This window comes from Streptomyces sp. NPDC048664 (genome assembly GCF_040650555.1).
Classification (GTDB): domain Bacteria; phylum Actinomycetota; class Actinomycetes; order Streptomycetales; family Streptomycetaceae; genus Streptomyces.
Window position 1 is genome coordinate 15,160 of record NZ_JBEZHK010000022.1, and the last position, 22,633, is coordinate 37,792.

Annotated in this window: 20 protein-coding genes; 8 read left to right on the forward strand and 12 right to left on the reverse strand. The window is 71.8% G+C overall.

The window, feature by feature from the left end; translation table 11 throughout:
- Positions 1-7 precede the first annotated feature (7 nt).
- Both AB0C59_RS22995 and ybaK read left to right on the forward strand, forming a co-directional pair.
- Positions 8-748, forward strand: a complete 741-nt coding sequence (locus tag AB0C59_RS22995) for an LON peptidase substrate-binding domain-containing protein (protein ID WP_363007421.1) — start codon at positions 8-10, stop codon at positions 746-748.
- Positions 749-774: 26 nt separating this feature from the next.
- Positions 775-1,272, forward strand: coding sequence for a Cys-tRNA(Pro) deacylase (ybaK, locus tag AB0C59_RS23000; protein WP_363007423.1), 498 nt, complete (start codon positions 775-777; stop codon positions 1,270-1,272).
- Positions 1,273-1,514: 242 nt separating this feature from the next.
- Here ybaK and AB0C59_RS23005 read toward each other — a convergent pair whose 3' ends face one another.
- The 4 genes from AB0C59_RS23005 to AB0C59_RS23020 all read right to left on the reverse strand — a co-directional run bounded on the left by AB0C59_RS23005 (position 1,515) and on the right by AB0C59_RS23020 (position 5,436).
- Positions 1,515-2,204 carry an AAA family ATPase gene (locus AB0C59_RS23005; protein ID WP_363007425.1) on the reverse strand — a complete coding sequence of 230 codons (690 nt, stop codon included), beginning with the start codon at positions 2,202-2,204 and terminating at the stop codon, positions 1,515-1,517.
- Positions 2,205-2,238: 34 nt separating this feature from the next.
- Positions 2,239-3,060, reverse strand: coding sequence for an ABC transporter permease (locus AB0C59_RS23010; protein ID WP_363007427.1), 822 nt, complete (start codon positions 3,058-3,060; stop codon positions 2,239-2,241).
- Positions 3,061-3,124: 64 nt separating this feature from the next.
- Positions 3,125-4,096 (reverse strand): ABC transporter ATP-binding protein, encoded by a 972-nt coding sequence (locus AB0C59_RS23015; protein ID WP_363007617.1) that lies wholly within the window; start codon positions 4,094-4,096, stop codon positions 3,125-3,127.
- 125 nt (positions 4,097-4,221) lie between these two features.
- Positions 4,222-5,436 carry an NYN domain-containing protein gene (locus AB0C59_RS23020; RefSeq protein WP_363007429.1) on the reverse strand — a complete coding sequence of 405 codons (1,215 nt, stop codon included), beginning with the start codon at positions 5,434-5,436 and terminating at the stop codon, positions 4,222-4,224.
- 224 nt (positions 5,437-5,660) lie between these two features.
- Between AB0C59_RS23020 and AB0C59_RS23025 the strand changes: the two genes are divergently transcribed.
- Complete coding sequence (locus AB0C59_RS23025; protein ID WP_363007431.1) at positions 5,661-5,840, forward strand: hypothetical protein; 180 nt, start codon at positions 5,661-5,663, stop codon at positions 5,838-5,840.
- A gap of 94 nt (positions 5,841-5,934) precedes the next feature.
- On the opposite strand, the gene dnaE is transcribed toward AB0C59_RS23025, so the two are convergent.
- On the reverse strand, positions 5,935-9,474 hold the full coding sequence (gene dnaE, locus AB0C59_RS23030) for a DNA polymerase III subunit alpha (RefSeq protein WP_363007433.1): 3,540 nt from the start codon (positions 9,472-9,474) through the stop codon (positions 5,935-5,937).
- Between the two features lie 286 nt (positions 9,475-9,760).
- Here dnaE and AB0C59_RS23035 point away from each other — a divergent pair, with 286 nt between their 5' ends.
- The 4 genes from AB0C59_RS23035 to AB0C59_RS23050 all read left to right on the forward strand — a co-directional run bounded on the left by AB0C59_RS23035 (position 9,761) and on the right by AB0C59_RS23050 (position 14,591).
- Positions 9,761-11,086 carry a DUF2252 domain-containing protein gene (locus AB0C59_RS23035; protein ID WP_363007435.1) on the forward strand — a complete coding sequence of 442 codons (1,326 nt, stop codon included), beginning with the start codon at positions 9,761-9,763 and terminating at the stop codon, positions 11,084-11,086.
- Positions 11,087-11,148: 62 nt separating this feature from the next.
- Positions 11,149-11,850: a hypothetical protein gene (locus AB0C59_RS23040; RefSeq protein WP_363007437.1), complete on the forward strand. Its 702-nt coding sequence runs from the start codon at positions 11,149-11,151 to the stop codon at positions 11,848-11,850.
- Positions 11,851-11,979: 129 nt separating this feature from the next.
- A complete protein-coding gene (locus AB0C59_RS23045) occupies positions 11,980-12,819 on the forward strand; it encodes a thioredoxin domain-containing protein (protein WP_363007439.1) in 840 nt (279 codons plus the stop codon).
- Positions 12,820-12,932: 113 nt separating this feature from the next.
- Positions 12,933-14,591 (forward strand): alkaline phosphatase D family protein, encoded by a 1,659-nt coding sequence (locus AB0C59_RS23050; RefSeq protein WP_363007441.1) that lies wholly within the window; start codon positions 12,933-12,935, stop codon positions 14,589-14,591.
- Between the two features lie 36 nt (positions 14,592-14,627).
- Here the strand turns inward: AB0C59_RS23050 and AB0C59_RS23055 are convergent, their stop codons facing one another.
- Positions 14,628-15,197, reverse strand: a complete 570-nt coding sequence (locus AB0C59_RS23055; protein WP_363007443.1) for a dienelactone hydrolase family protein — start codon at positions 15,195-15,197, stop codon at positions 14,628-14,630.
- A gap of 104 nt (positions 15,198-15,301) precedes the next feature.
- On the opposite strand from AB0C59_RS23055, the gene AB0C59_RS23060 reads away from it, so the two are divergent.
- Positions 15,302-16,414: a mechanosensitive ion channel domain-containing protein gene (locus AB0C59_RS23060; RefSeq protein WP_363007445.1), complete on the forward strand. Its 1,113-nt coding sequence runs from the start codon at positions 15,302-15,304 to the stop codon at positions 16,412-16,414.
- A gap of 64 nt (positions 16,415-16,478) precedes the next feature.
- On the opposite strand, the gene AB0C59_RS23065 is transcribed toward AB0C59_RS23060, so the two are convergent.
- The 6 genes from AB0C59_RS23065 to AB0C59_RS23090 all read right to left on the reverse strand — a co-directional run bounded on the left by AB0C59_RS23065 (position 16,479) and on the right by AB0C59_RS23090 (position 22,304).
- Positions 16,479-17,219, reverse strand: coding sequence for an SDR family oxidoreductase (locus AB0C59_RS23065; RefSeq protein ID WP_363007447.1), 741 nt, complete (start codon positions 17,217-17,219; stop codon positions 16,479-16,481).
- Positions 17,220-17,259: 40 nt separating this feature from the next.
- On the reverse strand, positions 17,260-18,846 hold the full coding sequence (locus tag AB0C59_RS23070; protein ID WP_363007449.1) for a Na+/H+ antiporter: 1,587 nt from the start codon (positions 18,844-18,846) through the stop codon (positions 17,260-17,262).
- A gap of 78 nt (positions 18,847-18,924) precedes the next feature.
- Positions 18,925-19,407 (reverse strand): GNAT family N-acetyltransferase, encoded by a 483-nt coding sequence (locus tag AB0C59_RS23075; protein WP_363007451.1) that lies wholly within the window; start codon positions 19,405-19,407, stop codon positions 18,925-18,927.
- Complete coding sequence (locus AB0C59_RS23080; protein WP_363007453.1) at positions 19,404-20,348, reverse strand: RluA family pseudouridine synthase; 945 nt, start codon at positions 20,346-20,348, stop codon at positions 19,404-19,406. Before AB0C59_RS23080 ends, AB0C59_RS23075 begins: the two co-directional genes overlap by 4 nt.
- A gap of 77 nt (positions 20,349-20,425) precedes the next feature.
- Positions 20,426-21,049: a signal peptidase II gene (gene lspA / locus AB0C59_RS23085; RefSeq protein ID WP_363007455.1), complete on the reverse strand. Its 624-nt coding sequence runs from the start codon at positions 21,047-21,049 to the stop codon at positions 20,426-20,428.
- Between the two features lie 49 nt (positions 21,050-21,098).
- Positions 21,099-22,304: a TraR/DksA family transcriptional regulator gene (locus AB0C59_RS23090; protein ID WP_363007457.1), complete on the reverse strand. Its 1,206-nt coding sequence runs from the start codon at positions 22,302-22,304 to the stop codon at positions 21,099-21,101.
- Between the last annotated feature and the right edge of the window lie 329 nt (positions 22,305-22,633).

The following is a 22,633-nucleotide window of genomic DNA, read 5'->3' on the forward strand; positions in this document are numbered from 1 at the left end:
TCTGGTCGTGACCACCGTCCGGCTTCCGCTCTTCCCGCTGAACTCAGTACTGTTCCCGGGACTCGTCCTCCCGCTGAACGTATTCGAGGAGCGCTATCGCGCCATGATGCGCGAGCTCCTGAAGACCTCCGAGGACGAACCGCGCCGCTTCGCCGTCGTCGCGATCCGCGACGGCCACGAGGTGGCTCCCAGCGCGCCCGGCATGCCCGACCCGACGGCCCTGCCCGACCAGGGGCCCGCTGCGGGATTCGGCACCGACCCGGCCACGGCGTTCCACTCCGTGGGCTGCGTCGCGGACGCGGCGACGATCCGGGAGCGGGCCGACGGCACGTTCGAGGTGCTCGCGACCGGCACCACCCGGGTCCGGGTGCTGTCGGTGGACACCTCGGGGCCGTACATGACGGCGGAGCTGGAGGAGCTGCCCGAGGAGCCGGGCGACGAGGCGGGCGCGCTCGCCGAGGGCGTGCTGCGGGCGTTCCGCCAGTACCAGAAGCGTCTGGCGGGCGCGCGGGAGAGGTCCCTGTCCTCGGGCACCGAACTGCCGGACGAACCGTCGGTGGTCTCCTATCTGGTGGCCGCGGCGGCGATGCTGGACACACCGACCAAGCAGCGGCTGCTCCAGGCCCCGGACACCGCCTCACGGCTGCGCGACGAGCTGAAACTGCTGCGCGCGGAGACGGCGATCATCCGTAGTCTGCCCTCGTTGCCGGCCGCGGACCTGACCCGCAGTCCGACGAGCCTGAACTGACGCACGACCTCGGGGGAGCAGCCGGGATGGCGAAGAAGCCGAAGAAGCAGCAGGGCGGTACTCCGGCCACGGTCGCGCTGACGGCGGCGGGGGTGGCGTTCACGGTCCACGCCTACGACCACGACCCCTCCCACCCCTCCTACGGCGAGGAGGCGGCCGAGGCGATGGGCGTCCCGCCGGACCGGGTCTTCAAGACGCTGGTGGCGGACGTGGACGGCGCGCTGGTGGTCGGGGTGGTTCCGGTGGCCGGCACGCTGGACCTGAAGGCCCTGGCGACGGCGGTGGGCGGCAAGCGGGCCGCGATGGCGGACCCCGCGCAGGCGGAGCGCACCACCGGGTACGTGCTCGGCGGCATCTCGCCGGTGGGCCAGCGCAAGCGGCTGCGCACGGTTCTGGACGCCTCGGCGAAGGACCACGCAACGATCTGCGTGTCGGCGGGCCGCCGGGGCCTCGAGGTGGAACTGGCACCCGGCGATCTGGCGGACGTCACGGGCGCCGCGTTCGCGCCGATCGTCCGCCGATAAGGCGCCGGCCGCGCCGGCGCGCACCGCACCGGTCGACGTATCCGCCGTTCTGGGTTACCACGGAGGTATGTCGAAAAGGACACGCAAGCGCAAGTGGCGCATGAAGAAGGGCCACGCGAACCACGGCCACAGGCCCGCGTGACCACGTCCCTGGGCCTTTCGTCCGGGTCGGACAGGACCGCGGAGCGGGCCTTCGCCGGACGGGAGGCCCCCGCACGCCGGGCTCCGGGGCCCGGCGCCGGTCAGGCCGTCGGCGGCGGGGTCGGCTGCTGCCCGTAGGCGTTGTCGTACGGGTCGGGGTCGCGGGGGCCGAACAGGGCCGTCAGGCCCAGGTGCACCAGCAGCGCGGACACCGGCCAGGCCAGCAGCGCCCCCTTGGTGCCCAGCTTCAGCGGCGCGGGGAAGGTGACCCCCTTGCCGACCGCCTTGGCGTGCGCGATCACGTCCTTCTCGGGGCCCAGCCAGACGCCCAGGCGCCAGGCGAGCAGCGAGGCGAGCAGTCCGCCCAGGGCGAGCCCCACCACCAGCGGGACTCCGCCCTTCCTGCGCGCCAGGAACACGGCCACCGCGCTGACCACGCCGAAGCCGACCGCGAGGAGGGTGAAGGTCCCGTCCACACCGATCGCCTGCTCGCCCTCGGTGTCCTTCAGATAGACGACCCAGTTCTTGTCGACCAGCTCACCCACCAGCGGGACGTGCGGGGTCAGCCAGGCCCACAGCAGCCCGAGCAGGGCTCCGGCGACGATGCCGGCCACGGTGATCACCGCGGCGTCCCGCAGCTCGGTCTTCAGGCCGGGTCCGTCCGCGGCGTAGGCGGACGTCGCCCCGTGCGGCCCGGGTCCGGCCTCCGCGGGCGCGGAGCGCCACACGTCCTGGGCGGAATCCGGGGACTGTTCGTGCGGCGGCGGGGGCGGAGTCAACGGAGCGGTCACCTTCACATCCTGCCAGGCGAGTCTGTCAGCGGCGTCACCGGACGGCCGCACGGCGGTACGCCCAGGTGGCCAGGGCGAGCGAGGCCACGCCGACGGCTGCGCACACGCCCAGGTCCCCGAGGACCGCCGTCCAGTCCGGGTGCCCGTCGAAGGTCCGGGCGAACGCCTGGACCCCGTACGTGGACGGCAGCAGATCCCGGACGAAGCGGATGATCTCCGGCATCCGGTGCGGGGGCAGCACGCCCAACAGCAGCGCGGCTGACATGCCCAGTTGACCCAGCAGGGTGGCCAGCTCGGGCCGGGGCGCGAGCAGTCCGAGCGCGGCGCCCAGTCCCGCGAGCGCGGCCCCGGCGAGCGGGATCACCGCGGCCAGCACCCACAGATGGGCCATCGGCAGCCCGAACAGGAAGCATCCGAAGGCCGCGGTCGCCAGGGTCCCGGGCACGGTGAAGGAGGCGTACGCCCCGGCCGCCCCGAGCACCACGGCGGCGGCCGGCACCGGCAGCGTGGCGTAGTGGTCGAGTCCGCCGCTGTCGCGCAGCCGTCCGAAGTACTGGGCGAGCAGGTTGAGTCCGACGAAGGCCACCACCAGCACGGAGGACCCCGCGACCACGAACCGCGCGTCGCTCCCGCCGGCCACGACCCCCCGCATCATGATCATGATGCCGATGGACTGGAAGGTGGCCACGAACAGCAGCGGGATCCGCGCCACCCGCGCCCGGGACATCTGCGCCCGGTACACGGCGACGAGCGACGGCCACAGCCGCGCCCGGGGGCCGAGAGCGTCCTCGTCCTGGACCTGGCGGTCCGCCGCCGCCCCGGCATGGGGCAGAACCTCGGCGGGTACGGCACTCACGTCGCGCTGCTCCTCTTCGTCACTGCCCCCGTGCCGGCCCCCGCGCGGGGGCTGTGCGCGGGCCTCATGCCTTCACCAGCCCGTCGGTGCTGCCGCCGAGCGCGAGGTAGACGTCCTCCAGGCTGGGGGTGGCGAGGGTGAAGTCGTCCAGGGCGGCGAACGCGGCACCGCCGGTCACGGTGGCGACGGCCGCCCGCGCCTCCTCCGGCGCCATCCGCAGGGACCACCGCCGCCCCGACTCGACGGCCCGCTCGCGCAGCGCGGCCACCTCGGGCACCTGGAGCGGCGCCTGCTCGCGCCACACCAGCTCGACCCGGACCTCCCCCGCGACCCGGGCCTTGAGGCCTGCCGGGGTGTCGCAGGCGATGATCCGCCCCTGGTCGAGCACGGCGACCCGGTCCAGCACGGTCTCGGCCTCGATGACGTTGTGGGTGACCAGCAGCACGGTCGCGCCGTGCCGGGCCCGGCGCCGGTCCACGGCGGCCCACACGGCCCGTCGTGCGAGGGGGTCCATCGCGGTCGTGGGCTCGTCCAGCACCAGCAGCGGGCGCTCCCCCATCAGCGCGGCGGCGAAGCAGGCGAGGCGGCGCTGACCGCCGGAGAGCTTCTTGAGCGGCCGCGCGGCGAGCGGGGTGAGACCGAGCTCCTCCAGGAGGTCGTCCCGCTCCGCCCGGGCCCGCCGCGGATCGAGGCCGCGCAGTCGCCCGGTCGTCTCGGCGGCGAGCGAGACGGTCAGCTCGTCGAGGGCGGTGGACTCCTGGCCGAGGTAGGCGAGGATGCGCGCGGCCCGTTCGGGATGGCGCACGATGTCGTGGCCGAGGATCTCGACGCGGCCGCGGTCGGGCCGCATCAGCCCGGTCAGCTGCCGTACGAGGGTGGACTTCCCGGCGCCGTTCGGGCCGAGCAGGCCGAAGATCTCTCCGCGCCGGATGTCCAGGTGGACGTCGTCGGTGGCCCGCACCTCGGGTGTGCCGGGAGCACCGCGCCGGCCGCGTACCGCCGGATAGGTCTTCGTCAGCCCGCGCACGGCGCACACGACATCGCCGTCGGCGTCCTGCCGGCCTGCCAGTGCGGTGCCCGTATTCACAAGGGACGAGGGTACGGGGTGTCGTCGACCGGGGGGTGCGGGGGGCCGCCCGGGCCGGAGCGCGGGGCTCCGGCTCACTCCCCCGCGGGCGCGTGCTCGGCGGCCGTGCGCTGGTCGATCTCGCGCCAGAATCCCGCCCGGATCGCGTACCGGTCGTGTTCGTCGATCTGGTCGTCCTTGTGGGCGAGCAGCCCGAACCGCGCCGCGTAGCGCAGCAGCTCCCCGTCGATGCGGTGCGGCACCCGCGGATACATGCCCGACAGCTTCTGCACCAGGTTCTGGTCGCCGAGCCGCTCGATCCAGCGCCGCGCGAACACCTGTCCGACCTCGTAGGGGTCACCGCCGACCGTGGTGATGTCCTCCTCCCGGTCGGCCCAGCGCTGCTCCGCGGAGGTCAGTTGCGCCAGGGTGGGCAGGGAGGCGGCCTCCGGTGTCTCGGCCGCGACGGGCCGGTCCACCCAGCCTTTGTCGGAGGACCAGCGCAGGGTCGCGCCCGCCGGCTGGTGGGGATGATGGACGCCGGGTGCCCGCAGCGCCGCCAGGTCCTTCGGCGTGGGGACGCCCTTGGCGGCGGGGACGCGCTCCTGGGTGCCGTTGTGCGCGGCGCCGGCCGGGGCGTGCTCCGGTTCCGGGGCGGGCCGCTCGGCGGCGGCGGTGAGCCCGGCCTCGGGCAGCGGCGCGGACAGGATCGCCGCGATCTCCGGGCGCGGCACGGGCGGGGGCGCGCAGACCCCGCCCAGCTCCTTGGGCCGTACCGCCTTGGTGATCCAGGCCCGGTCCAGGACGCGCCGCTCGTCCGCCTCGGCGACGAGGTCCTCGGACTGGTTGTAGTCGCCGTCCGCGGCCTGCACGGCCCACAGGTGCACGGCGACCCCGTGCTCCTTCGCGGCCATCATGCCCGGCAGCAGATCCCCGTCACCGGTGACGAGCACGACGTCCGAGCAGGCGCGGTTGCGGGCCAGCTCGGTCAGCTCCGCGTGCATCGCGGCGTCGACGCCCTTCTGCGCCCAGCGGCCGTCGCTGCGGGTCAGCGCGCCCAGGCGCACGGTGACCCGGGGCATCACCCGCAGCCTGCGGTGCTCCGGCTGGGGTACGCGGTCGGGGGCGCCGTCGAACCAGTAGATGCGCAGCAGCGGGCGCTCGGTGTCCGACTCGGCGCGTTCGCGCAGTCCCTGGATGAGGGCGGCGTGGTCGACGGTGATCCGGGACCGGGAGGACTCCCCGGCGATGAGGCTGGCGGCAGCCCCGAGCAGATACCCGGCGTCCACCAGGACGATGCAGCGGTCCACACGATCCACCCTCTTTCCGGGAGGTTTGCTTCGGGCTTCCTTCGAGTCTGCCCGACGGCGAAGAGGTTAACGGCCCGAACTCGATCTTCGGCGTGGCGGAGTTCGGCACGGCGCATCGACCACCCTTATTACGCACGGTAATTGCACGACATGCGCTCTTTGTCAGCCTATGTGAATCTGGTGCCGACCCTGGCCCACTCGATCCCCTTTAGGAGGGTGTCACCATGGCCAAGAACAAGAACCGCAAGCAGGCAGGCTCGCACAGTCGCTCCCCTCAGTCGGAGCAGGCCCAGGAGCGCACGCAGCGGCCCGCCGCGGAAGCGCACCAGTCGCCCATCGCGCAGGTGCAGGGCAGCACCGCCGATGCCGCTCGTAGGCAGCAGAAGCGGTTCGGCCACAACTGAGGCCGGTGCCAGGGTTCTTGAAGCCCGTCAGGACCCTCCGGGGTCCCGGTACACACGCAGGGGCGCACCCGCTTCGGGTGCGCCCCTGGCGCGGTCAGCCGGTGAGGCAGGCGGGGCCGAGCAGGACCTTCAGGTCGCCGTAGAGCGCGGGGTCGGGTTTCACCCGGTGCCGGTCCAGGCGCAGGACGGTGGTCTTGCGGGGGCCCAGGAGCTTGATGCGGACCTCGCTGTCGCCCTTGTGATGGCTGAGGATCTCACCGAGGCGGCTGATCATGGGCGGCGTCACCTTGAGCGCGGGGATGGTGAGGACCACGGGGGCGTTGGTGCCCGCGTTGGACAGGTCCGGGACCATCAGCTCCATCGCGACCAGTCGGGGCACGTCCTCGCGCTTGTCGAGTCGACCCTTGACGAACACCACGGCGTCCTCGACGAGTTGGGTGGACACCAGCTGGTAGGTCGCCGGGAAGAACATGCACTCGATGGAGCCCGCGAGGTCCTCGACCGTGGCGATGGCCCAGGCGTTGCCCTGCTTGGTCATCTTGCGCTGGAGACCCGAGATGATGCCGCCGATGGTGACCACCGCGCCGTCCGCGTGCTCGCCCCCGGTGAGCTGGGCGATGCCCGCGTCCGCCTTGTCGGACAGCACATGCTCCAGGCCGAAGAGCGGATGATCGGAGACATACAGACCGAGCATCTCCCGCTCCTGGGCGAGAAGATAGGTCTTGTCCCACTCCTCGTCGGTGAACTGCACGTCGAGCCCGAAGCCGGGCTCGCTGCTCTCCTGCTCGCCCATCCCACCGAAGAGGTCGAACTGCCCCTCGGCCTCCTTGCGCTTGACCGCGACCACGTTGTCGATCATCGGCTCGTACTGGGCGGTCAGCCCCTTGCGGGTGTGCCCCATGGTGTCGAAGGCGCCCGCCTTGATGAGCGACTCCGTGGTGCGCTTGTTGCACGCGACCGCCTCGACCTTGTCGAGGTAGTCGGGGAAGGAGGCGTACTTGCCCTTGGCCTTGCGGCTCCTGATGATCGACTCGACCACGTTGGTGCCGACGTTGCGCACGGCCTCGAGGCCGAAGAGGATCACGTCGTCGCCCTGGGCGGCGAAGTTGTGCACCGACTCGTTGACGTCCGGCGGGAGCACCTTGATGCCCATGCGCCGGCACTCGTTCAGGTAGACGGCCGACTTGTCCTTGTCGTCCTTGACCGAGGTGAGCAGTCCGGCCATGTACTCGGCGGGGTAGTTCGCCTTCAGGTAGGCCGTCCAGTAGGAGACCAGGCCGTACGCCGCGGAGTGGGCCTTGTTGAACGCGTAGCCGGCGAAGGGGACCAGCACGTCCCACAGGGCCTGGATGGCCTCGTCGCTGAAGCCCTTCTTCCGGGCGCCCTCCTGGAACAGGACGAAGTTCTTCGCCAGCTCCTCGGGCTTCTTCTTGCCCATCACCCGGCGCAGGATGTCGGCCTCGCCGAGCGAGTAGCCCGCGATGATCTGGGCCGCCTTCTGCACCTGCTCCTGGTAGACGATCAGGCCGTAGGTGACCGAGAGGACCTCTTCGAGGGGCTCCTCCAGCTCCTTGTGGATCGGGGTGATCTGCTGGAGGCCGTTCTTGCGCAGCGCGTAGTTCGTGTGCGAGTCCATGCCCATGGGGCCCGGACGGTAGAGCGCCGAGACGGCTGAGATGTCCTCGAAGTTGTCCGGCTTCATCAGGCGCAGCAGGGAGCGCATGGGGCCGCCGTCGAACTGGAAGACGCCGAGGGTCTCGCCGCGCTGGAGGAGCTCGAAGGTCTTGACGTCGTCGAGCGGGAGGCTCAGGAGATCGATGTCGATCCCCTTGTTGGACTGCACCATCTTGACGGCGTCGTCCATGATCGTCAGGTTGCGCAGGCCGAGGAAGTCCATCTTCAGCAGGCCGAGCGACTCGCAGCTCGGGTAGTCCCACTGCGTGATGGTCACACCGTCGGTGTGCCGGACCCAGACGGGGACGTGCTCGGTGATGGTCTCGCTGGACATGATCACGCCGGCGGCGTGCACACCCATCTGCCGCACCAGGCCCTCCACGCCTTTGGCGGTGTCGATCACCTTCTTCACGTCCGGCTCGTTCTCGTACATCCCCCGGATCTCGGCCGCCTCGCCGTACCGCGGGTGCGAGGGGTCGGTGATGCCGTTGAGATCGATGCCCTTGCCGAGGACGTCGGCGGGCATCGCCTTGGTGAGGCGGTCGCCCATCGCGTACGGGTAGCCCAACACGCGCGCGGAGTCCTTGATCGCGTTCTTGGCCTTGATCTTGCCGTAGGTGCCGATCATGGCGACCTTGTCGGCGCCGTACTTCTCCGTCACGTACCGGATGACCTCGACGCGCCTGCGCTCGTCGAAGTCGATGTCGACGTCGGGCATCGAGATGCGCTCGGGGTTGAGGAACCGCTCGAAGATCAGGCCGTGCGGGATCGGGTCGAGGTCGGTGATGCCCAGGGCGTAGGCGACGATCGAACCGGCCGCGGAGCCTCGGCCGGGGCCCACCGCGATGCCGTTGTTCTTGGCCCACATGATGAAGTCGGCGACCACGAGGAAGTAGCCCGGGAAGCCCATCGAGATGATGACGTCCATCTCGTAGTCGGCCTGCTTCTGGCGGTCATCGGGGACACCGGTCGGGAAGCGGCGGTCCATGCCGCGCCGGACCTCCTCCTTGAACCAGGTGACCTCGGTGTAGCCCTCGGGGATGTCGAACTTGGGCATGAGGTCCCGCTTCTCGAACATGCCCGTGGTGTCGACCTGCTCGGCGACCAGGAGCGTGTTGCGGCAGCCCTCCTGCCAGGCGTCCGAGGAGTCGATGGCGTACATCTCGTCCGTGGACTTCAGGTAGTAGCCGGTGCCGTCGAACTTGAAGCGGTCGGGGTCGGAGAGGTTCTTGCCGGTCTGGATGCACAGCAGGGCGTCATGGGCGCCCGCCTCGTGCGCGTACGTGTAGTGCGAGTCGTTGGTGACCAGCGGCGGGATGCCGAGCTTCCTGCCGATCTCCAGCAGTCCGTCGCGGACCCGGCGCTCGATCTCGATGCCGTGGTCCATCAGCTCCAGGAAGTAGCGGCCCTTGCCGAAGATGTCCTGGTAGTCGGCGGCGGCCTTCAGCGCCTCGTCGAAGTGGCCCAGGCGCAGCCGGGTCTGCACCTCGCCGGAGGGGCAGCCGGTCGACGCGATCAGCCCCTCGGACCACTGGGAGATGGTCTCCTTGTCCATGCGGGGCCACTTCTGCAGCCAGCCCTCGGCGTACGCGTCGGAGGACAGCCGGAAGACGTTGTGCAGCCCCGTCGCGTTCGCCGCCCAGATCGTCTTGTGGGTGTAGCCGCCCGAACCGGACACGTCGTCCCGCTTCTGGTGCGGCTGGCCCCACTGGATCTTGCGCTTGTTGCGCCGGGACTCCGGGGCCACATAGGCCTCGATGCCGATGATCGGGGTGACTCCGGCATTCTTCGCTGAGTGGAAGAAGTCGTACGCGCCGTGCAGGTTGCCGTGGTCGGACATCGCGATATGGGTCATGCCCATCTCGTTGCACGCGTTGAACATGTCCTTCAGCCGCGCGGCACCGTCCAGCAGGGAGTACTGGGTGTGGACGTGCAGGTGCGTGAACGGCGTCTTCGACACGGCTTCGGCCTCCAGGGGTGGGCTGCGGGCGGTCCGGCGGACAGCGTCGAATTCTATGCCGGACCACTGACACCCCGGGGCCCGCGTCCCGTACCTTCATCCGGGCGTGCGACCCGTGTCCGCGTACGAGTGCCCTGGGCACTCCCGCGTACCGTCGTGCGTTGGAGTCTCCTGGAACCCTCCGGACGGGTTCCGCCGGATTCCGCCCGATCCCCCTGAAAGAGGTCGGGGCACCCCGTCCCGCACCCGCACATCACGCACCACCTGCACCTGGAGGCACCCAGCGATGTCGGTCCCGCAGCTCAGCGCCGAGAGGCGCGGCGAGGAGATCCTCGCCGTCTTCGACACCGCCTTCGGCGAACTGCTCGCCGCCGACCCGGCCGCGTTCCGCGTGAAGTTCCGCAAGATGGCGGCCTCCGCCTTCGCGTTCTACCGGGGCACGGCGTGCCTCTTCTACCACGACCTGGACTCCGAGAAGCGCGGCGGACCCTACCTGGACGACCGCACCTCGCGCGTGTGGATCCACGGCGACCTGCACGCGGAGAACTTCGGCACGTACATGGACTCCACGGGCCGCCTGATCTTCAACGTCAACGACTTCGACGAGGCGTACGTCGGCCCCTTCACCTGGGACCTGAAGCGCTTCGCCGCGTCCGTGGCGCTGATCGGCTACGCGAAGGCCCTGAGCGACGCGCAGATCACCGAGCTGGTCACGGTCTACGCGGAGTCCTACCGCGAGCGCGTCCACGCCCTGGCGACCGGCGCCAAGAGCGACGAGGTGCCGCCCTTCACCCTGGACACCGCCCAGGGCCCGCTGCTCGACGCGCTGCGCGACGCCCGCTCCCTCACCCGCTTCGAGCTGCTGGACTCGATGACCGAGATCCGCGACTTCGAGCGCCGCTTCGCGCCGGGCGGCGGCTCCATCGAGCTGGACGCGGCCACCCGCTACAAGGTGCTCGCGGCGTTCGACGGCTATCTGGAGACCCTCCCGGAGTCGTCCCTGGACCGCCCGGACTCCTACCGGGTCAAGGACGTCGTCGGCCGCCGGGGCATCGGCATCGGCTCGGCCGGCCTCCCGTCGTACAACATCCTCCTGGAGGGCAACAGCGACGCCCTGGAGAACGACGTGGTGATCTACATCAAGCAGGCCCAGACCCCGGCCGTCTCCCGGCACATCACCGACCCGGCGATCAGCGGCTACTTCCAGCACGAGGGCCACCGCACGGTGATCTCCCAGCGCGCCCTGCAGGCGCACGCCGACCCGTGGCTCGGCTGGACCGAGCTCGACGGGGCGGGCCAGCTCGTCGCCGAGGTGTCGCCGTACGCGGTGGACCTGGACTGGAGCGACATCGACGACGCGGAGGAGATCGCGGCGGTGGTCGCCGACCTCGGCCGCGCCACGGCCGCGATGCACGCGGCGGCGGACGACCAGTCCGGGGAGTCCCTGGTGCCCTTCTCCACGGAGCGGGCCATCGACGCGGCGATCGCCGCCGACGAGGCGGGCTTCGCGGGAGTGCTGGTGGACTTCGCGCACGCGTACGGCGCGCGTGCCCGCGCCGACCACCAGATCTTCGTGGACCTGTTCCGCAACGGCCGGATCCCGGGCCTGTAGAAGGCTCGTAAGGCCCCCTCTTAGGGGGGCCTTACGGGAACGCATGCGACACTTTCCCCGCTATGGACATATCCGGGACCCCGCTCAGAGCCGTACGCGCGGCGCTGTTCACGGCAGTGGTCGTGACGCTCAGCGCCGCGTCGCACGTGCTGCTGTCCGAGGTCCCGCTGCCGCTGGGGACGGTGGCCGCGATCGCCGCCGCCGTCTTCGCCGCCGCCTACGCGCTGGCCGGCCGTGAGCGCGGCTTCGCGAGGATCGCCGCCGCGCTGATCCCGCTGGAGCTGGCCGCCGACACGGTGTTCACCACCGGCCAGCACACCTGCTACGGCAGCGCGGGCGGTCCCGTGACAGGGCCGCTGCGCTCGGTCGGCTGGGACCTGCTGTGCAGCGGCGACGCCGTGGGCACCTCGCTGCCCGGCGTGGCCGGCAGCGGAGGCGACCGGCTCGCCGCCCTCCTGGCCGCGCACGCCGATCCGGCCACCGCGTGGCTGCTGCTCGCCGCGCATGTGAGCGTGGGGCTCCTCGCCGCCGCCTGGCTGCGGCGCGGCGAGCGGGCCCTGGCCCAGTCGCTGCGCGCGATGGCCGCGGCCACGTTCCGGCCGCTGCTGTTCGCGGTGGGCGTCCTGGGCGCGGTGGCCACCCGTCTGACCCCGGTGCGCCGCGGCCCGCGCCGGACCCGGCGCGTCGCCTCCATGCGCGCGCGTCTTCTCACGCACTCCCTGGGGCGGCGGGGCCCCCCGCGGCCGCTCGCCCTCGTCGCCTAGGCCGACCCGGCCGCGGGCGTTCGAGGCGCGGCCGTCCGTCCACGGGCGCCCGCGAGCACTCCGAGCACCGCAAGCCCCCCGTACGTATCCCGCGTACACCGTGTACGCGCGCCCCAGGGAGAACACCACATGAGCCAGCGGAACAGCCAGGCCGCGAAGACCGCCGCCCGTGAGCGGCTGCGTCAGGAACGCGAGCGGCAGGCCAAGCGCGACAAGGCGAAGCGGCAGGTCGTCGTCGCCGTCTCGGTCGTCGGCGTCCTCGCCGTGGTCGGCGGCATCAGCTACGCCGTCATCCAGAACAACAAGCCCAGCGGCTGGGCCGCCGAGAAGAGCGCGAAGGTCGTCGCGCCGGCGAACACGACCGGCGCGAACGGCACCACGGTCGTCATAGGCAAGGCGAGCGCCAAGAAGACCCTCAAGGTCTACGAGGACCCCCGCTGCCCCGCGTGCGCCGCGTTCGAGCAGACCGTGGGCTCGACCGTGCGCAAGGACGTCGACAGCGGAAAGTACAAGCTCCAGTACATCGGCGGCACGTTCCTCGACGGCGACCAGATGCAGAACGGCACGATCGGCAGCAACGGAGTGGGCTCCAAGAACGCGTTGAGCGCCATGGGCGCCGCGCTCGACGTCAGCCCGCAGGCCTTCCTGGACTACAAGTCGGCGCTGTACTCGACGAAGTGGCACCCGGACGAGACGGTCGACACGTTCAAGGACGACAGCTACCTCATCAAGGTCGCCGACACCGTCCCCGCCCTGAAGAACAACGCCAAGTTCGACGCCGCCGTGAAGAAGGGCACGTACGACGCGTGGGCCGTGGCCATGTCCAAGACCTGGGCCACCAACAAGGACGGCATCACGGGCACCCCGGGCTTCGTCATGGACGGCAAGAAGCTCACCACCGACGGCAAGCAGCCGCCCATGTCGGTGGCGGACTTCGACCGGGTCGTGGGCGCGGCGCTCAAGGCGTGACCCTCGGCCGGCGGCGCCCGGAGCGGCCGGGCGCCGTAGCCGAGTCGTGAAGAGCGGGCGAACATTCGGTGTTCGCCCGCTCTTTCGAGTACCGATCAGTAACCTGATCGTCCGTGACCAGTCGAAACCGATCCTCCGAGAGCGCGGGCGGCCTCTCCCCGCGCCGCCGCACGGTCGTCAAGGCCGCTGCGGCCACCGCCGTCCTCGGCGTGCCCCTCGCGGCCGCTCTTCCGGCCCGTGCCGCCGAGGCCCCCGCCTTCCTGCACGGCGTCGCCTCCGGCGACCCCCTGCCCGACGGCATCCTGCTGTGGACCCGGGTGACGCCCACCGCCGCGGCGACACCCGGCTCCGGGCTCGGCCCGGCGACCGAGGTGAGCTGGGTCCTCGCCCGGGACAAGGGGCTCACCGATGTCGTCTCCCGTGGCACCGTGACCGCGACCGCGGCCTCGGACCACACCGTCAAGGCGGACGTCCGGGGCCTGCAGCCGGCCACGGACTACTGGTTCCGCTTCTCCGCCGGCGGCACCGACTCCCCCGTCGCCCGCACCCGCACGGCCCCGGCCGCCGACGCCTCCGTGTCCGGACTGCGCTTCGGCGTCGTCACCTGCGCCAACTGGGAGGCGGGCTACTTCTCCGCCTACCGCCACCTGGCCGCCCGCGGCGACCTGGACGCCTGGCTGCACCTGGGCGACTACATCTACGAGTACAAGAGCGGCGAGTACGGGACGCGCGGCAAGGTCGTCCGCCCGCACGCCCCGGCGAACGAGATCATCACCCTCACCGACTACCGCGTCCGGCACGGCCGCTACAAGACGGACGCGGACCTGCAGGCCCTGCACCACAAGGCCCCGGTCATCGCGATCTGGGACGACCACGAGTTCGCCGACAACGCCTGGTCGGGCGGCGCCGTCAACCACACGGAGGGCGCCGAGGGAACCTGGACGGCCCGCCAGGCCGCCGCGAAGCAGGCGTACTTCGAGTGGATGCCGGTCCGCCCGGCGATCGAGGGCACCACCTACCGCCGGCTGCGCTTCGGCAAGCTGGCCGACCTCTCGCTCCTGGACCTGCGGTCCTTCCGCTCCCAGCAGGTCTCCGGCACCAGCGGTTCGGTCGACGACCCCAACCGCACGATCACGGGCCGCGCGCAGCTCGACTGGCTGAAGGCCAACCTGAAGGCGTCCGACACCACCTGGCGCCTCGTCGGCAACTCGGTGATGATCGCACCCTTCGTCGTCGGCTCGCTCACCGCCGACCTGTTCAAGCCGCTGGCCAAGCTGCTGGGTCTGCCGCAGGACGGCCTCGCGGTCAACACCGACCAGTGGGACGGCTACACGGACGACCGCCGTGAGCTCCTCTCCCATCTGCGGGACAACGCGATCCGCAACACGGTCTTCCTCACCGGCGACATCCACATGTCCTGGGCCAACGACGTGCCCTACGACGCCGGCACCTACCCGGTGTCCGCCTCGGCGGCCACCGAGTTCGTGATCACCTCGATGACCTCGGACAACCTCGACGACATCGTCAAGGTGCCCGAGGGCATGGTCTCCGTGGTGGCCTCGCCGCTGATACAGGCGGCCAACCGGCACGTCCACTGGGTGGACACCGACCGGCACGGCTACGGCGTGCTCGACATCACCGCCGAGCGGGCGCAGATGGACTACTACGTCCTGTCCGACCGCACCAGGGTGGACGCCACCTCGTCCTGGGAGCGTTCCTACCGCACGCGCAGCGGCACCCAGAAGGTCGAGCGGACCTACGACCCCGTGTAGGCCCGCTCCACGGGGCTCGCGCCGGCGGCGCGAGCCCTACAGGCTGTCGAGGAAGCCGAGTGCCACCCGCCAGGTGGCCTCGGCCGCCTCCTCGTCGTAGTCCGGCAGCTCCGGGTCGGTGTACAGGTGGCCTGCCCCCGTGTAGCGGTAGACCTCCACGTCCGCGCCCGCCTGCCGCATCCGCAGATACCAGGCGCTCAGCCAGTCGTCCGTCTCGAACGGGTCCGGCTCGGCGACATGCAGCTGGACGGGCAGCTCGTCCGCCGACGCGCTCGGCGCGATGTCGGAGGTGCCGTGCAGCAGCAGGAGCCCGCGGGCCTTGCTGTCGCCCAGGGCCAGCGTCTGCGCGGTGGCGGCACCCAGGGAGAACCCCGCGTACACGAGCCCTCGCTCCGAGTACGGCGCGGCGGCCAGGACCGCCCGCTTCAGCAGCTCCTCCTTGCCGATCTCCTCCTTGAAGGCCATGCCCTCCTCGGCCGTGTCGAAGGTGCGGCCGTCGTACAGGTCGGGGGTCCACACCTCGTGTCCGGCGCCGCGGAGCCGGTCGGCGGCCGCGTGGACGGCGGGCCGCAGCCCGTACGTCGAGTGGAAGAGCATGATGTTCATGAGGCCATGGTGCCAGCCGGCGCCGGCAACGCCGTGATCAGCGTCTTCGCGAGGTGGAGATAGGTCACAGGTTCATGATGGCTCTGGCCGGTTACGTTCGAAGGATGGAGAACGTACTGCGCCCGGTCATCGTCGTCGGCGGCTCGGTCGTGCTCACGCTGCTCGTCGGGTGGGCCACGGACGTGCTGCTGCGCAAGGCGAACGGCCGGCACCCCGAGACGCCGCTGTGGGACCTTCTGCGCCGCGGCCGAGTCCCCTACCAGCTGGTGATCTGCGCGGCCCTGCTCAGAGGCTCCTACGCCGAGGCGCAGCTCCTGGAGGCCCACAGGACCGGTGTGGGGCGCACCCTGACGCTGGTCCTGATCGGTGCCGCCGCCTGGCTGGTGATCCGTATCGCCTCGGCGATCGTCGAGACGTCCTACAGCCGCTACGCCCGCGTCCACCACGACGCGGCCCGGGTGCGCCGGGTACGCACCCAGGTGACGCTGATCATGCGGGTGGTGGCGGCGGTCGTCGGGGTGGTGGCGTCGGCCTCCATGCTGCTGACGTTCCCGGAGATGCGGGCGGCCGGCGCCTCCCTGCTGGCCTCGGCCGGCATCCTCGGCATAGTCGCCGGTGTCGCCGCGCAGTCCACGCTCGCCAACCTGTTCGCGGGGCTCCAGATCGCCTTCGGCGACATGGTGCGCATCGGCGACACGGTCGTGGTGGACGGGGAGTGGGGCACCGTCGACGAGATCACGCTGACGTTCCTGACGGTACGGACCTGGGACGAGCGCCGGATCACCATGCCGGTGTCGTACTTCACCTCGAAGCCGTTCGAGAACTGGTCGCGCGGCGGCGCCCAGATGACCGGCATCGTCTTCTTCCACCTCGACCACTCGGCCCCGGTGGAGGCGATGCGCACCAAGCTGCGCGACCTGCTGCGCGAGTGCCCTGCCTGGGACGGCCGGGACTACGCGCTCGCGGTCACCGACTCCACGCCCAACACCATGCAGGTGAGGGCGCTGGTGACGGCGAAGGACTCCAACGACATCTGGACGGTGCGGGTCACGGTCCGCGAGCGGATGATCCGCTGGCTGAGCGAGGAGCACCCCTACGCGCTGCCGCGGGTCAACACGGCGGAGGCGGTGCTGTCCCCGGGAAGCAGGAGCAACGGGCACGGCAACGGCACCCCGCTCCGCAAGGCGTTCGAGCAGCCGCGGACGGGCCGGGGCTGACCGCCTCGGCCGGGCGGGTCCGCGGACCCGCCCGGCCGAGTGGCGTCGTGCCACCGTCCCGCCCTCAGTGGCCGCGCTCGGCCCCGCCGTTGACCTGGATCACCTGCGCGGTGACATGGCCGGCTCCGGGCGACGCCAGCCAGTGCAGGGTCTGGGCGACGTCACCCGGGGTCCCGGCCCGCCCGGTCGACGTCTCCGCGATGCGCAGCTCGCGCCGCGCCTGCTCCATGGGGCCGCCGAAGAACTCGGTGTCCTCGATGTAGCCGGGCGCGACCACGTTCACCGTGACACCGCGCGGGCCCAGCTCCCGGGCCAGATCGAAGGCGTAGGGATGCAGGGCGGCCTTGGCCCCGGCGTACGCGCCGCTGCCGGAGCCCCGGTAGGCGGCGATCGAGCTGAGGAACAGCACCCGGCCGCCGGGGCAGGCGAGCCGCTCCCGCAGCGCCTCCGTCAGCAGGACCGCCGTCAGGGTGTTGAGCCGGACGTTGACGGTCCAGGTGTGCGCGACGGCCTCCAGCGGGTCCTCGGGGGCCGTGGCGGGCTCCAGAGCACCGTTTCCGCCGGCGTTGTTGACCAGCACGTCCACGGTGCCGAGTTCGGCCGCCACGAACTCCGCGACCCCGCGCACCGCGCCCGGATCGGCGAGGTCGGCCGCGTGGGTGAGGGCGCCCGGCACCGCCGCCCTCTCCAGCACGTCCGCTCGGCGTCCCAGGAGCAGCACTCGGTCCCCCTCCGCGGCGAAGGCCCGCGCGGCCGCGAGCCCGATCCCCGTACCACCGCCACTGATCACCACGTTGCGCGTCATGATCCCCACCGTACAAAGAGCCGGCGCGGGTGAGCGGACGTCAGCGCAGACTGCGCACGTCGAGGTGGCGCAGCACCCGGTCGACGACCTCCGGATCGGTGCCCGGCTCACTGCGTGCCGCCAGCACCTCGTGCCGTGCCGCACTGAGCATCTCGCCCTGGATCCGGCGCAGCCGCTTCAGCCGCTCGGCGCGCCGCTCGAACGCCTCGCGCCGTTCCTCGTCGCCGAGGTCGGGACTGATCCGCACCCCGATGTCCGAGGCGCCGCGCGCCAGCTGCTCGGCCAGTTCCTCCGGCAGCTCCTCGACCTCCTCGATCTCCTTCAGCCGCCGCTTCGCCGCCTTGGCGGCGCGGATCCCCAGCTCCCGCTCGAACGCCCTGCCGATCTCCGCGTCGGCCCGCACCCCCAGCCGCTTCACCAGCCAGGGCAGGGTGAGTCCCTGGAGCACGAGCGTCGCCATGATCACTCCGAAGGCGATGAAGACGATCTCGTCCCGGTCGGGGAACGGCGACCCGTCGTCCGTCTTCAGCGGGATGGCGAGGACCAGGGCCACCGAGGCCACGCCGCGCATGCCGGACCACCACATCACGACGGTCTCCCGCCATGACGTCGGGATCTCCTCGTCGTAGTCCCGCAGGGCGTGCAGCCGCTTGGTGAGCCAGGTCGCGGGCAGGAGGTACACCAGGCGCACGAGCACGACGACGGCCACGATCGCGGCGGCCCAGCCGAGCATCTCGCGCCAGCGGCCCGCCGCCGTGCCGATCGCCTGGTGCAGCTCCAGACCGATCAGGCCGAAGGCGACACCGGTGACCAGGGTGTCGACCACGTCCCAGAACGTGTGCCCGGCCAGCCGCACCAGCACGTCGTCGGGGTCCTTGGCGTACTCCGCCAGGTACAGCGCGGTGACGAGCACGGCGAGCACGCCCGAGCCGTGGGCCTCCTCCGCGAGGACGTACGACACGTACGGCACCAGCAGGGTGAGGCCCACCTGGAGGGTCGCGTCGCCGAGCAGGCTCAGCAGCCGGTTGGAGATCCAGCCCAGACCGAGCCCGACGACCAGGGCGACGACCGCGGACAGCGCCAGTTCCAGCAGGGCCCGCGGCGCCGAGAACGTGCCGCCGACCACGGCGGCGATGGCGACGTGGTAGAGCACGATGGCCGTGACGTCGTTGAACAGGCCCTCGCCCTCCAGGATGGACACCAGCCGGCGGGGCAGTCCGAGCTGTCCCGCGACGGCGGTCGCCGCGACCGGGTCGGGCGGGGCCACCAGGGCGCCGAGCGCGACCGCCGCCGCGACCGGCAGGCCGGGCACCACCGCGTGGGCCACGGCGGCCACGCACACGGTGGTGATGAACACCAGCGCGACCGCGAGCAGGAAGATCGGCCGCTTGTTGGCGGTGAACTGCCGCCAGGAGGTACGGCGCACCGCCGCGTACAGCAGGGGTGGCAGCAGTCCGGGCAGGATCAGCCCGGGCGGGATGTCGACGTTCGGCACGAAGTCGAGCAGGGCCAGACCGATGCCGCCCAGGGTCATCAGCACCGGCGCCGGAAGCCCCAGCCGATCCCCGACGGGGACGCTCACCACGGCCCCGAGCAGCAGGAGGAGCAACAGGGCCAACTGATCCACGGCAGCGCTCCGAGAAGATCGACGTGCTTCGAGCAGACCCCCAGCCTGCCATGCCCCCGGCGGCGCGGGCCCGGCGCCTTACGGGCGCAGGGTGCGCCGCATCGCCCGGTGGGGTATTCCGGCGTCCGGGAACAGGGGCCCGTACACCTCGTATCCGAGACGTTCGTAGAACCCCAGCGCGTGGGTCTGGGCGTGCAGGTCGACCGCCGTCAGCCCGCGGGCGCGCGCGGCGTCCTCGATCGCCCGCACCAGGGCCGCGCCGACCCCGAGGCCCCGTGCCTCCCGCGTCACCGCGAGCCGGCCCAGGGAGCCGACGAGCGGGTCGCCGCCGGTCCTCTCGGCCGCCTGCTCGCCCATGAGCAGGCGCCCGGTGCCGAGCGGCACACCGTCCGACCGGACCGCCAGCACGTGCACGGCCGTGGCGTCCCAGGCGTCGTACTCGATGTCCTCGGGGACGCCCTGCTCGCGGACGAAGACCTCCTTGCGCACCGCGAAGCACGCCTCGAGGTCGGCCGGGTCCTCGGCGATCCGCACCGTGGGTCCGGCGGGGCCGGCGCTCACGCCCAGCTCTCCTCGCGCACCGTGTCCAGGGCCTTCTGGAGGTCGGCGGGGTAGTCGCTGGCGAACTCCGCCCACCGCCCGTCCCCGGGGTGCTCGAAGCCGAGGCGGACGGCGTGCAGCCACTGGCGGGTGAGGCCGAGGCGCTTGGCGATGGTCGGGTCCGCGCCGTACGTCAGGTCACCGACGCAGGGGTGGCGGTGGGCCGCCATGTGGACGCGGATCTGGTGGGTGCGCCCGGTCTCCAGCTTGACGTCGAGCAGGGAGGCCGAACGGAACGCCTCGATCAGGTCGTAGTGCGTCACGGAGGGCTTGCCCTCGGCGGTGACGGCCCACTTGTAGTCGTGGTTCGGGTGGCGGCCGATGGGCGCGTCGATGGTGCCGCTGGTCGGGTCGGGGTGGCCCTGGACCAGGGTGTGGTAGCGCTTGTCGACCGTGCGCTCCTTGAACTGGCGCTTGAGCGAGGTGTACGCGTGCTCCGACTTGGCCACCACCATCAGCCCGGAGGTGCCCACGTCGAGCCGGTGCACGATGCCCTGCCGCTCGGAGGCGCCGGAGGTCGAGATGCGGTACCCGGCGGCGGCGAGACCGCCGATCACGGTCGGGCCGCTCCAGCCGGGCGACGGATGCGCGGCGACGCCGACGGGCTTGACGATCACCACCACGTCGTCGTCGTCATGGACGATCTCCATGCCCTCGACCGGCTCCGCGACCACCTGCACCGGGGCCGGAGCCTGCGGCATCTCGACCTCCAGCCAGGCACCGCCGCGCACCCGCTCGGACTTGCCGACCACCGTGCCGTCCACCTGCACCTTGCCCGCCGCGGCCAGCTCTGCCGCCTTCGTGCGGGAGAAGCCGAACATGCGGGAGATGGCGGCGTCGACGCGCTCGCCCTCCAGACCGTCGGGCACGGGCAGGGTACGGATCTCGGGAAGGGTGCTCACCCGTCGAGTATGCCGGACGGGTGGGACGACGCCGCACGTGAGCCCCGTGAGCGCCTTGCGGGACCTCGCCGCGCGGCTCAGTCCTTGTGGACGGTGCCGTCCGGGTCCAGGCCCCGGAAGGACAGCAGGACGATCAGGATCCCGCCGCAGACGATCGCCGAGTCGGCGAGGTTGAAGACGGCGAAGCCCTTGGGCGCCACGAAGTCGACGACCGCGCCCTCGAAGACGCCCGGGGAGCGGAAGATCCGGTCGGTGAGGTTGCCCAGGGCGCCGCCGAGCAGCAGACCGAGCGCGATGGCCCAGGGCAGGCTGTAGAGCTTGCGGGCGAGCCGGGCGATCACCACGATCACGACGGCCGCGATCACCGTGAAGATCACGGTGAAGGCCTCGCCGAAGCCGAAGGCCGCACCGGGGTTGCGGATCGCCTCCAGCTTCAGCCAGTCCCCGATGAGCTCCACCGGCGCGTGGTGCTCCAGCTTGGCCACCACGATCAGCTTGCTGACCAGGTCCAGGGCGTACGCGAGGGCGGCGACCGTGAACAGCACCGCGATCCGGCGCCTGCCCCGGGAGGCCTCGGTGGTGCCGGACTCCGCCGGCGCGCGGGTGCCCTCGCCCGGGGACCGGCCCTCGGACTGCTCAGGCCCGGTCCCCGACGCGTCTGGGATGTCCGGCGTACCGATGATGCGCTCCGCCTCTGCCACGTGAGTCCCTCAACCTAGATGCCTGACTGAGGACGAGAGTACGACACCCTCAGTGGCGCTCCTGCTTCTGCTTGCACTCCACGCACAGGGTGGCACGGGGGAACGCCTGCATACGGGCCTTTCCGATGGGCTTGCCGCAGCTCTCGCACAGTCCGTAGGTGCTGGTGTCCAGGCGGTCCAGGGCGCGTTGGGTCTGGTCGAGCATCTCCTGGGCGTTGGCGGCGAGCGCCAGCTCGTGCTCGCGCGTGATGTTCTTGGTGCCGGTGTCGGCCTGGTCGTCGCCGGCGCCGTCGCCCGAGTCGCGCATCAGGCCGACCAGCGCCTGCTCGGAGGCGTCGATCTCACCGCGCAGGCGCAGCGCCTCGGACTCCAGCTCCGCGCGCGCCTGTGTCACCTCCTCGGGGGTCCACGGGTCCTCGCCGGGGCGCACCGCCAGTTCGCCGGGCTGGGACCCGACGGTCCTCGTCGGGTCCTTCGTCGCCGTGGCCGTGCCAGGGGTCTTCTTCGCAACCACCGTCGTGGCTCCCGTCTGCTTCGCGGCCCTTCTCGCGCCCGCCTTCTTGGCCGTGCTCTTCTTGGCCGCACCGTGTGTGGGGGTGCTTCTCGTGGTCCCGCCCCGGGGGGCGTGGTCCTCGGGGGCGGTGACCTCGGCCGCCGCCTTCTCGACTGCCGCCTTCCTCTCGGCCGGCGCCTTCCTGGCCGACGTCCTCCTCGCCGGCGCCTTCTTGGCCGCCACCTCCTTGAACGCCGCCTTCTTGGCCGCGGTCCTCTTGGCTTCCGCCTTCTTACCCAGCGCCGCCTCCGCCGCCACCTTCTGAGCCGCCGACTTTCCGCCGGCCACCGCCTTCGCGGCCGCCCTGGCGCCCACGGCCTCCTCCCCGGCCACCACCTTCCGGGCTCCCGCCGCCCTGTCAGCCGCGACCTCCTCCACGGCCGAAGCCTTCCGTGCCGCCGCCTTGCCGGCCGCAGCCTCCTCCGTGGCCGCCGTCTTCCGGGCTGCCGTCTTCCGGGCTGCCGCCCTGCCGGCCGTGGCCTCCTCCATGGACGTCTTCTCGGGTGGCGCCGTCCCGGGCGGCGTGCTGTTGTCGGGCGCCTGTTCGGGCGCCGCCCTCGTGCCGGTCCCGGCGGGCGTCCTCTCGCTCGCCGTCCCGCGGGCACGCGGCTTCCGGGGCTTCTCGGCGGCGGCAGCCTCGGGGACGACGGCGGCCTTCCTGCCGGACGCCGACTGCTGTACGGCGGTCTTCTTCGCCACCATGGCCGCGGCCCCTTCACACCTTGTGATCCCTGCGCGTGAATCGGTGCTGGGACGATAAATCGACTTCCGGCCCGCGGCAACGGGGCACGCCCGCGATGCGCACGCCACGCGCGTGCCCTGCCGCGAGCCCCCCTGCGTTGTGCCCAGCTCTCCGCCTAGTGAACCCGCCCCGTCCGAGGCACCGGAATCCGCACGCCCGCGTCACGCCGTTCGAGCCACTCCCGGCCGCCGGACCCCGCCCCGGACCCGGCCCCCTTCCGACGCGGGACCCGGGCGGGGAAATACGGTCGGCCGCTGTCCGTGGGGCGCCGTACACTGGGCGGAGCGAA

What these genes read in the sequence shown, in the direction of transcription:
- ybaK (WP_363007423.1), top strand. Translation starts at nt 775, where the DNA reads ATGGCGAAGAAGCCGAAGAAGCAGCAGGGCGGTACTCCGGCCACGGTC.
- AB0C59_RS23025 (WP_363007431.1), top strand. Translation starts at nt 5,661, where the DNA reads ATGGCCAAGAACAAGAACCGCAAGCAGGCAGGCTCGCACAGTCGCTCC.
- AB0C59_RS23035 (WP_363007435.1), top strand. Translation starts at nt 9,761, where the DNA reads ATGTCGGTCCCGCAGCTCAGCGCCGAGAGGCGCGGCGAGGAGATCCTC.
- AB0C59_RS23055 (WP_363007443.1), bottom strand. Translation starts at nt 15,197, where the DNA reads ATGAACATCATGCTCTTCCACTCGACGTACGGGCTGCGGCCCGCCGTC.
- AB0C59_RS23065 (WP_363007447.1), bottom strand. Translation starts at nt 17,219, where the DNA reads ATGACGCGCAACGTGGTGATCAGTGGCGGTGGTACGGGGATCGGGCTC.
- AB0C59_RS23060 (WP_363007445.1), top strand. Translation starts at nt 15,302, where the DNA reads ATGGAGAACGTACTGCGCCCGGTCATCGTCGTCGGCGGCTCGGTCGTG.
- AB0C59_RS23040 (WP_363007437.1), top strand. Translation starts at nt 11,149, where the DNA reads ATGGACATATCCGGGACCCCGCTCAGAGCCGTACGCGCGGCGCTGTTC.
- AB0C59_RS23090 (WP_363007457.1), bottom strand. Translation starts at nt 22,304, where the DNA reads ATGGTGGCGAAGAAGACCGCCGTACAGCAGTCGGCGTCCGGCAGGAAG.
- AB0C59_RS23045 (WP_363007439.1), top strand. Translation starts at nt 11,980, where the DNA reads ATGAGCCAGCGGAACAGCCAGGCCGCGAAGACCGCCGCCCGTGAGCGG.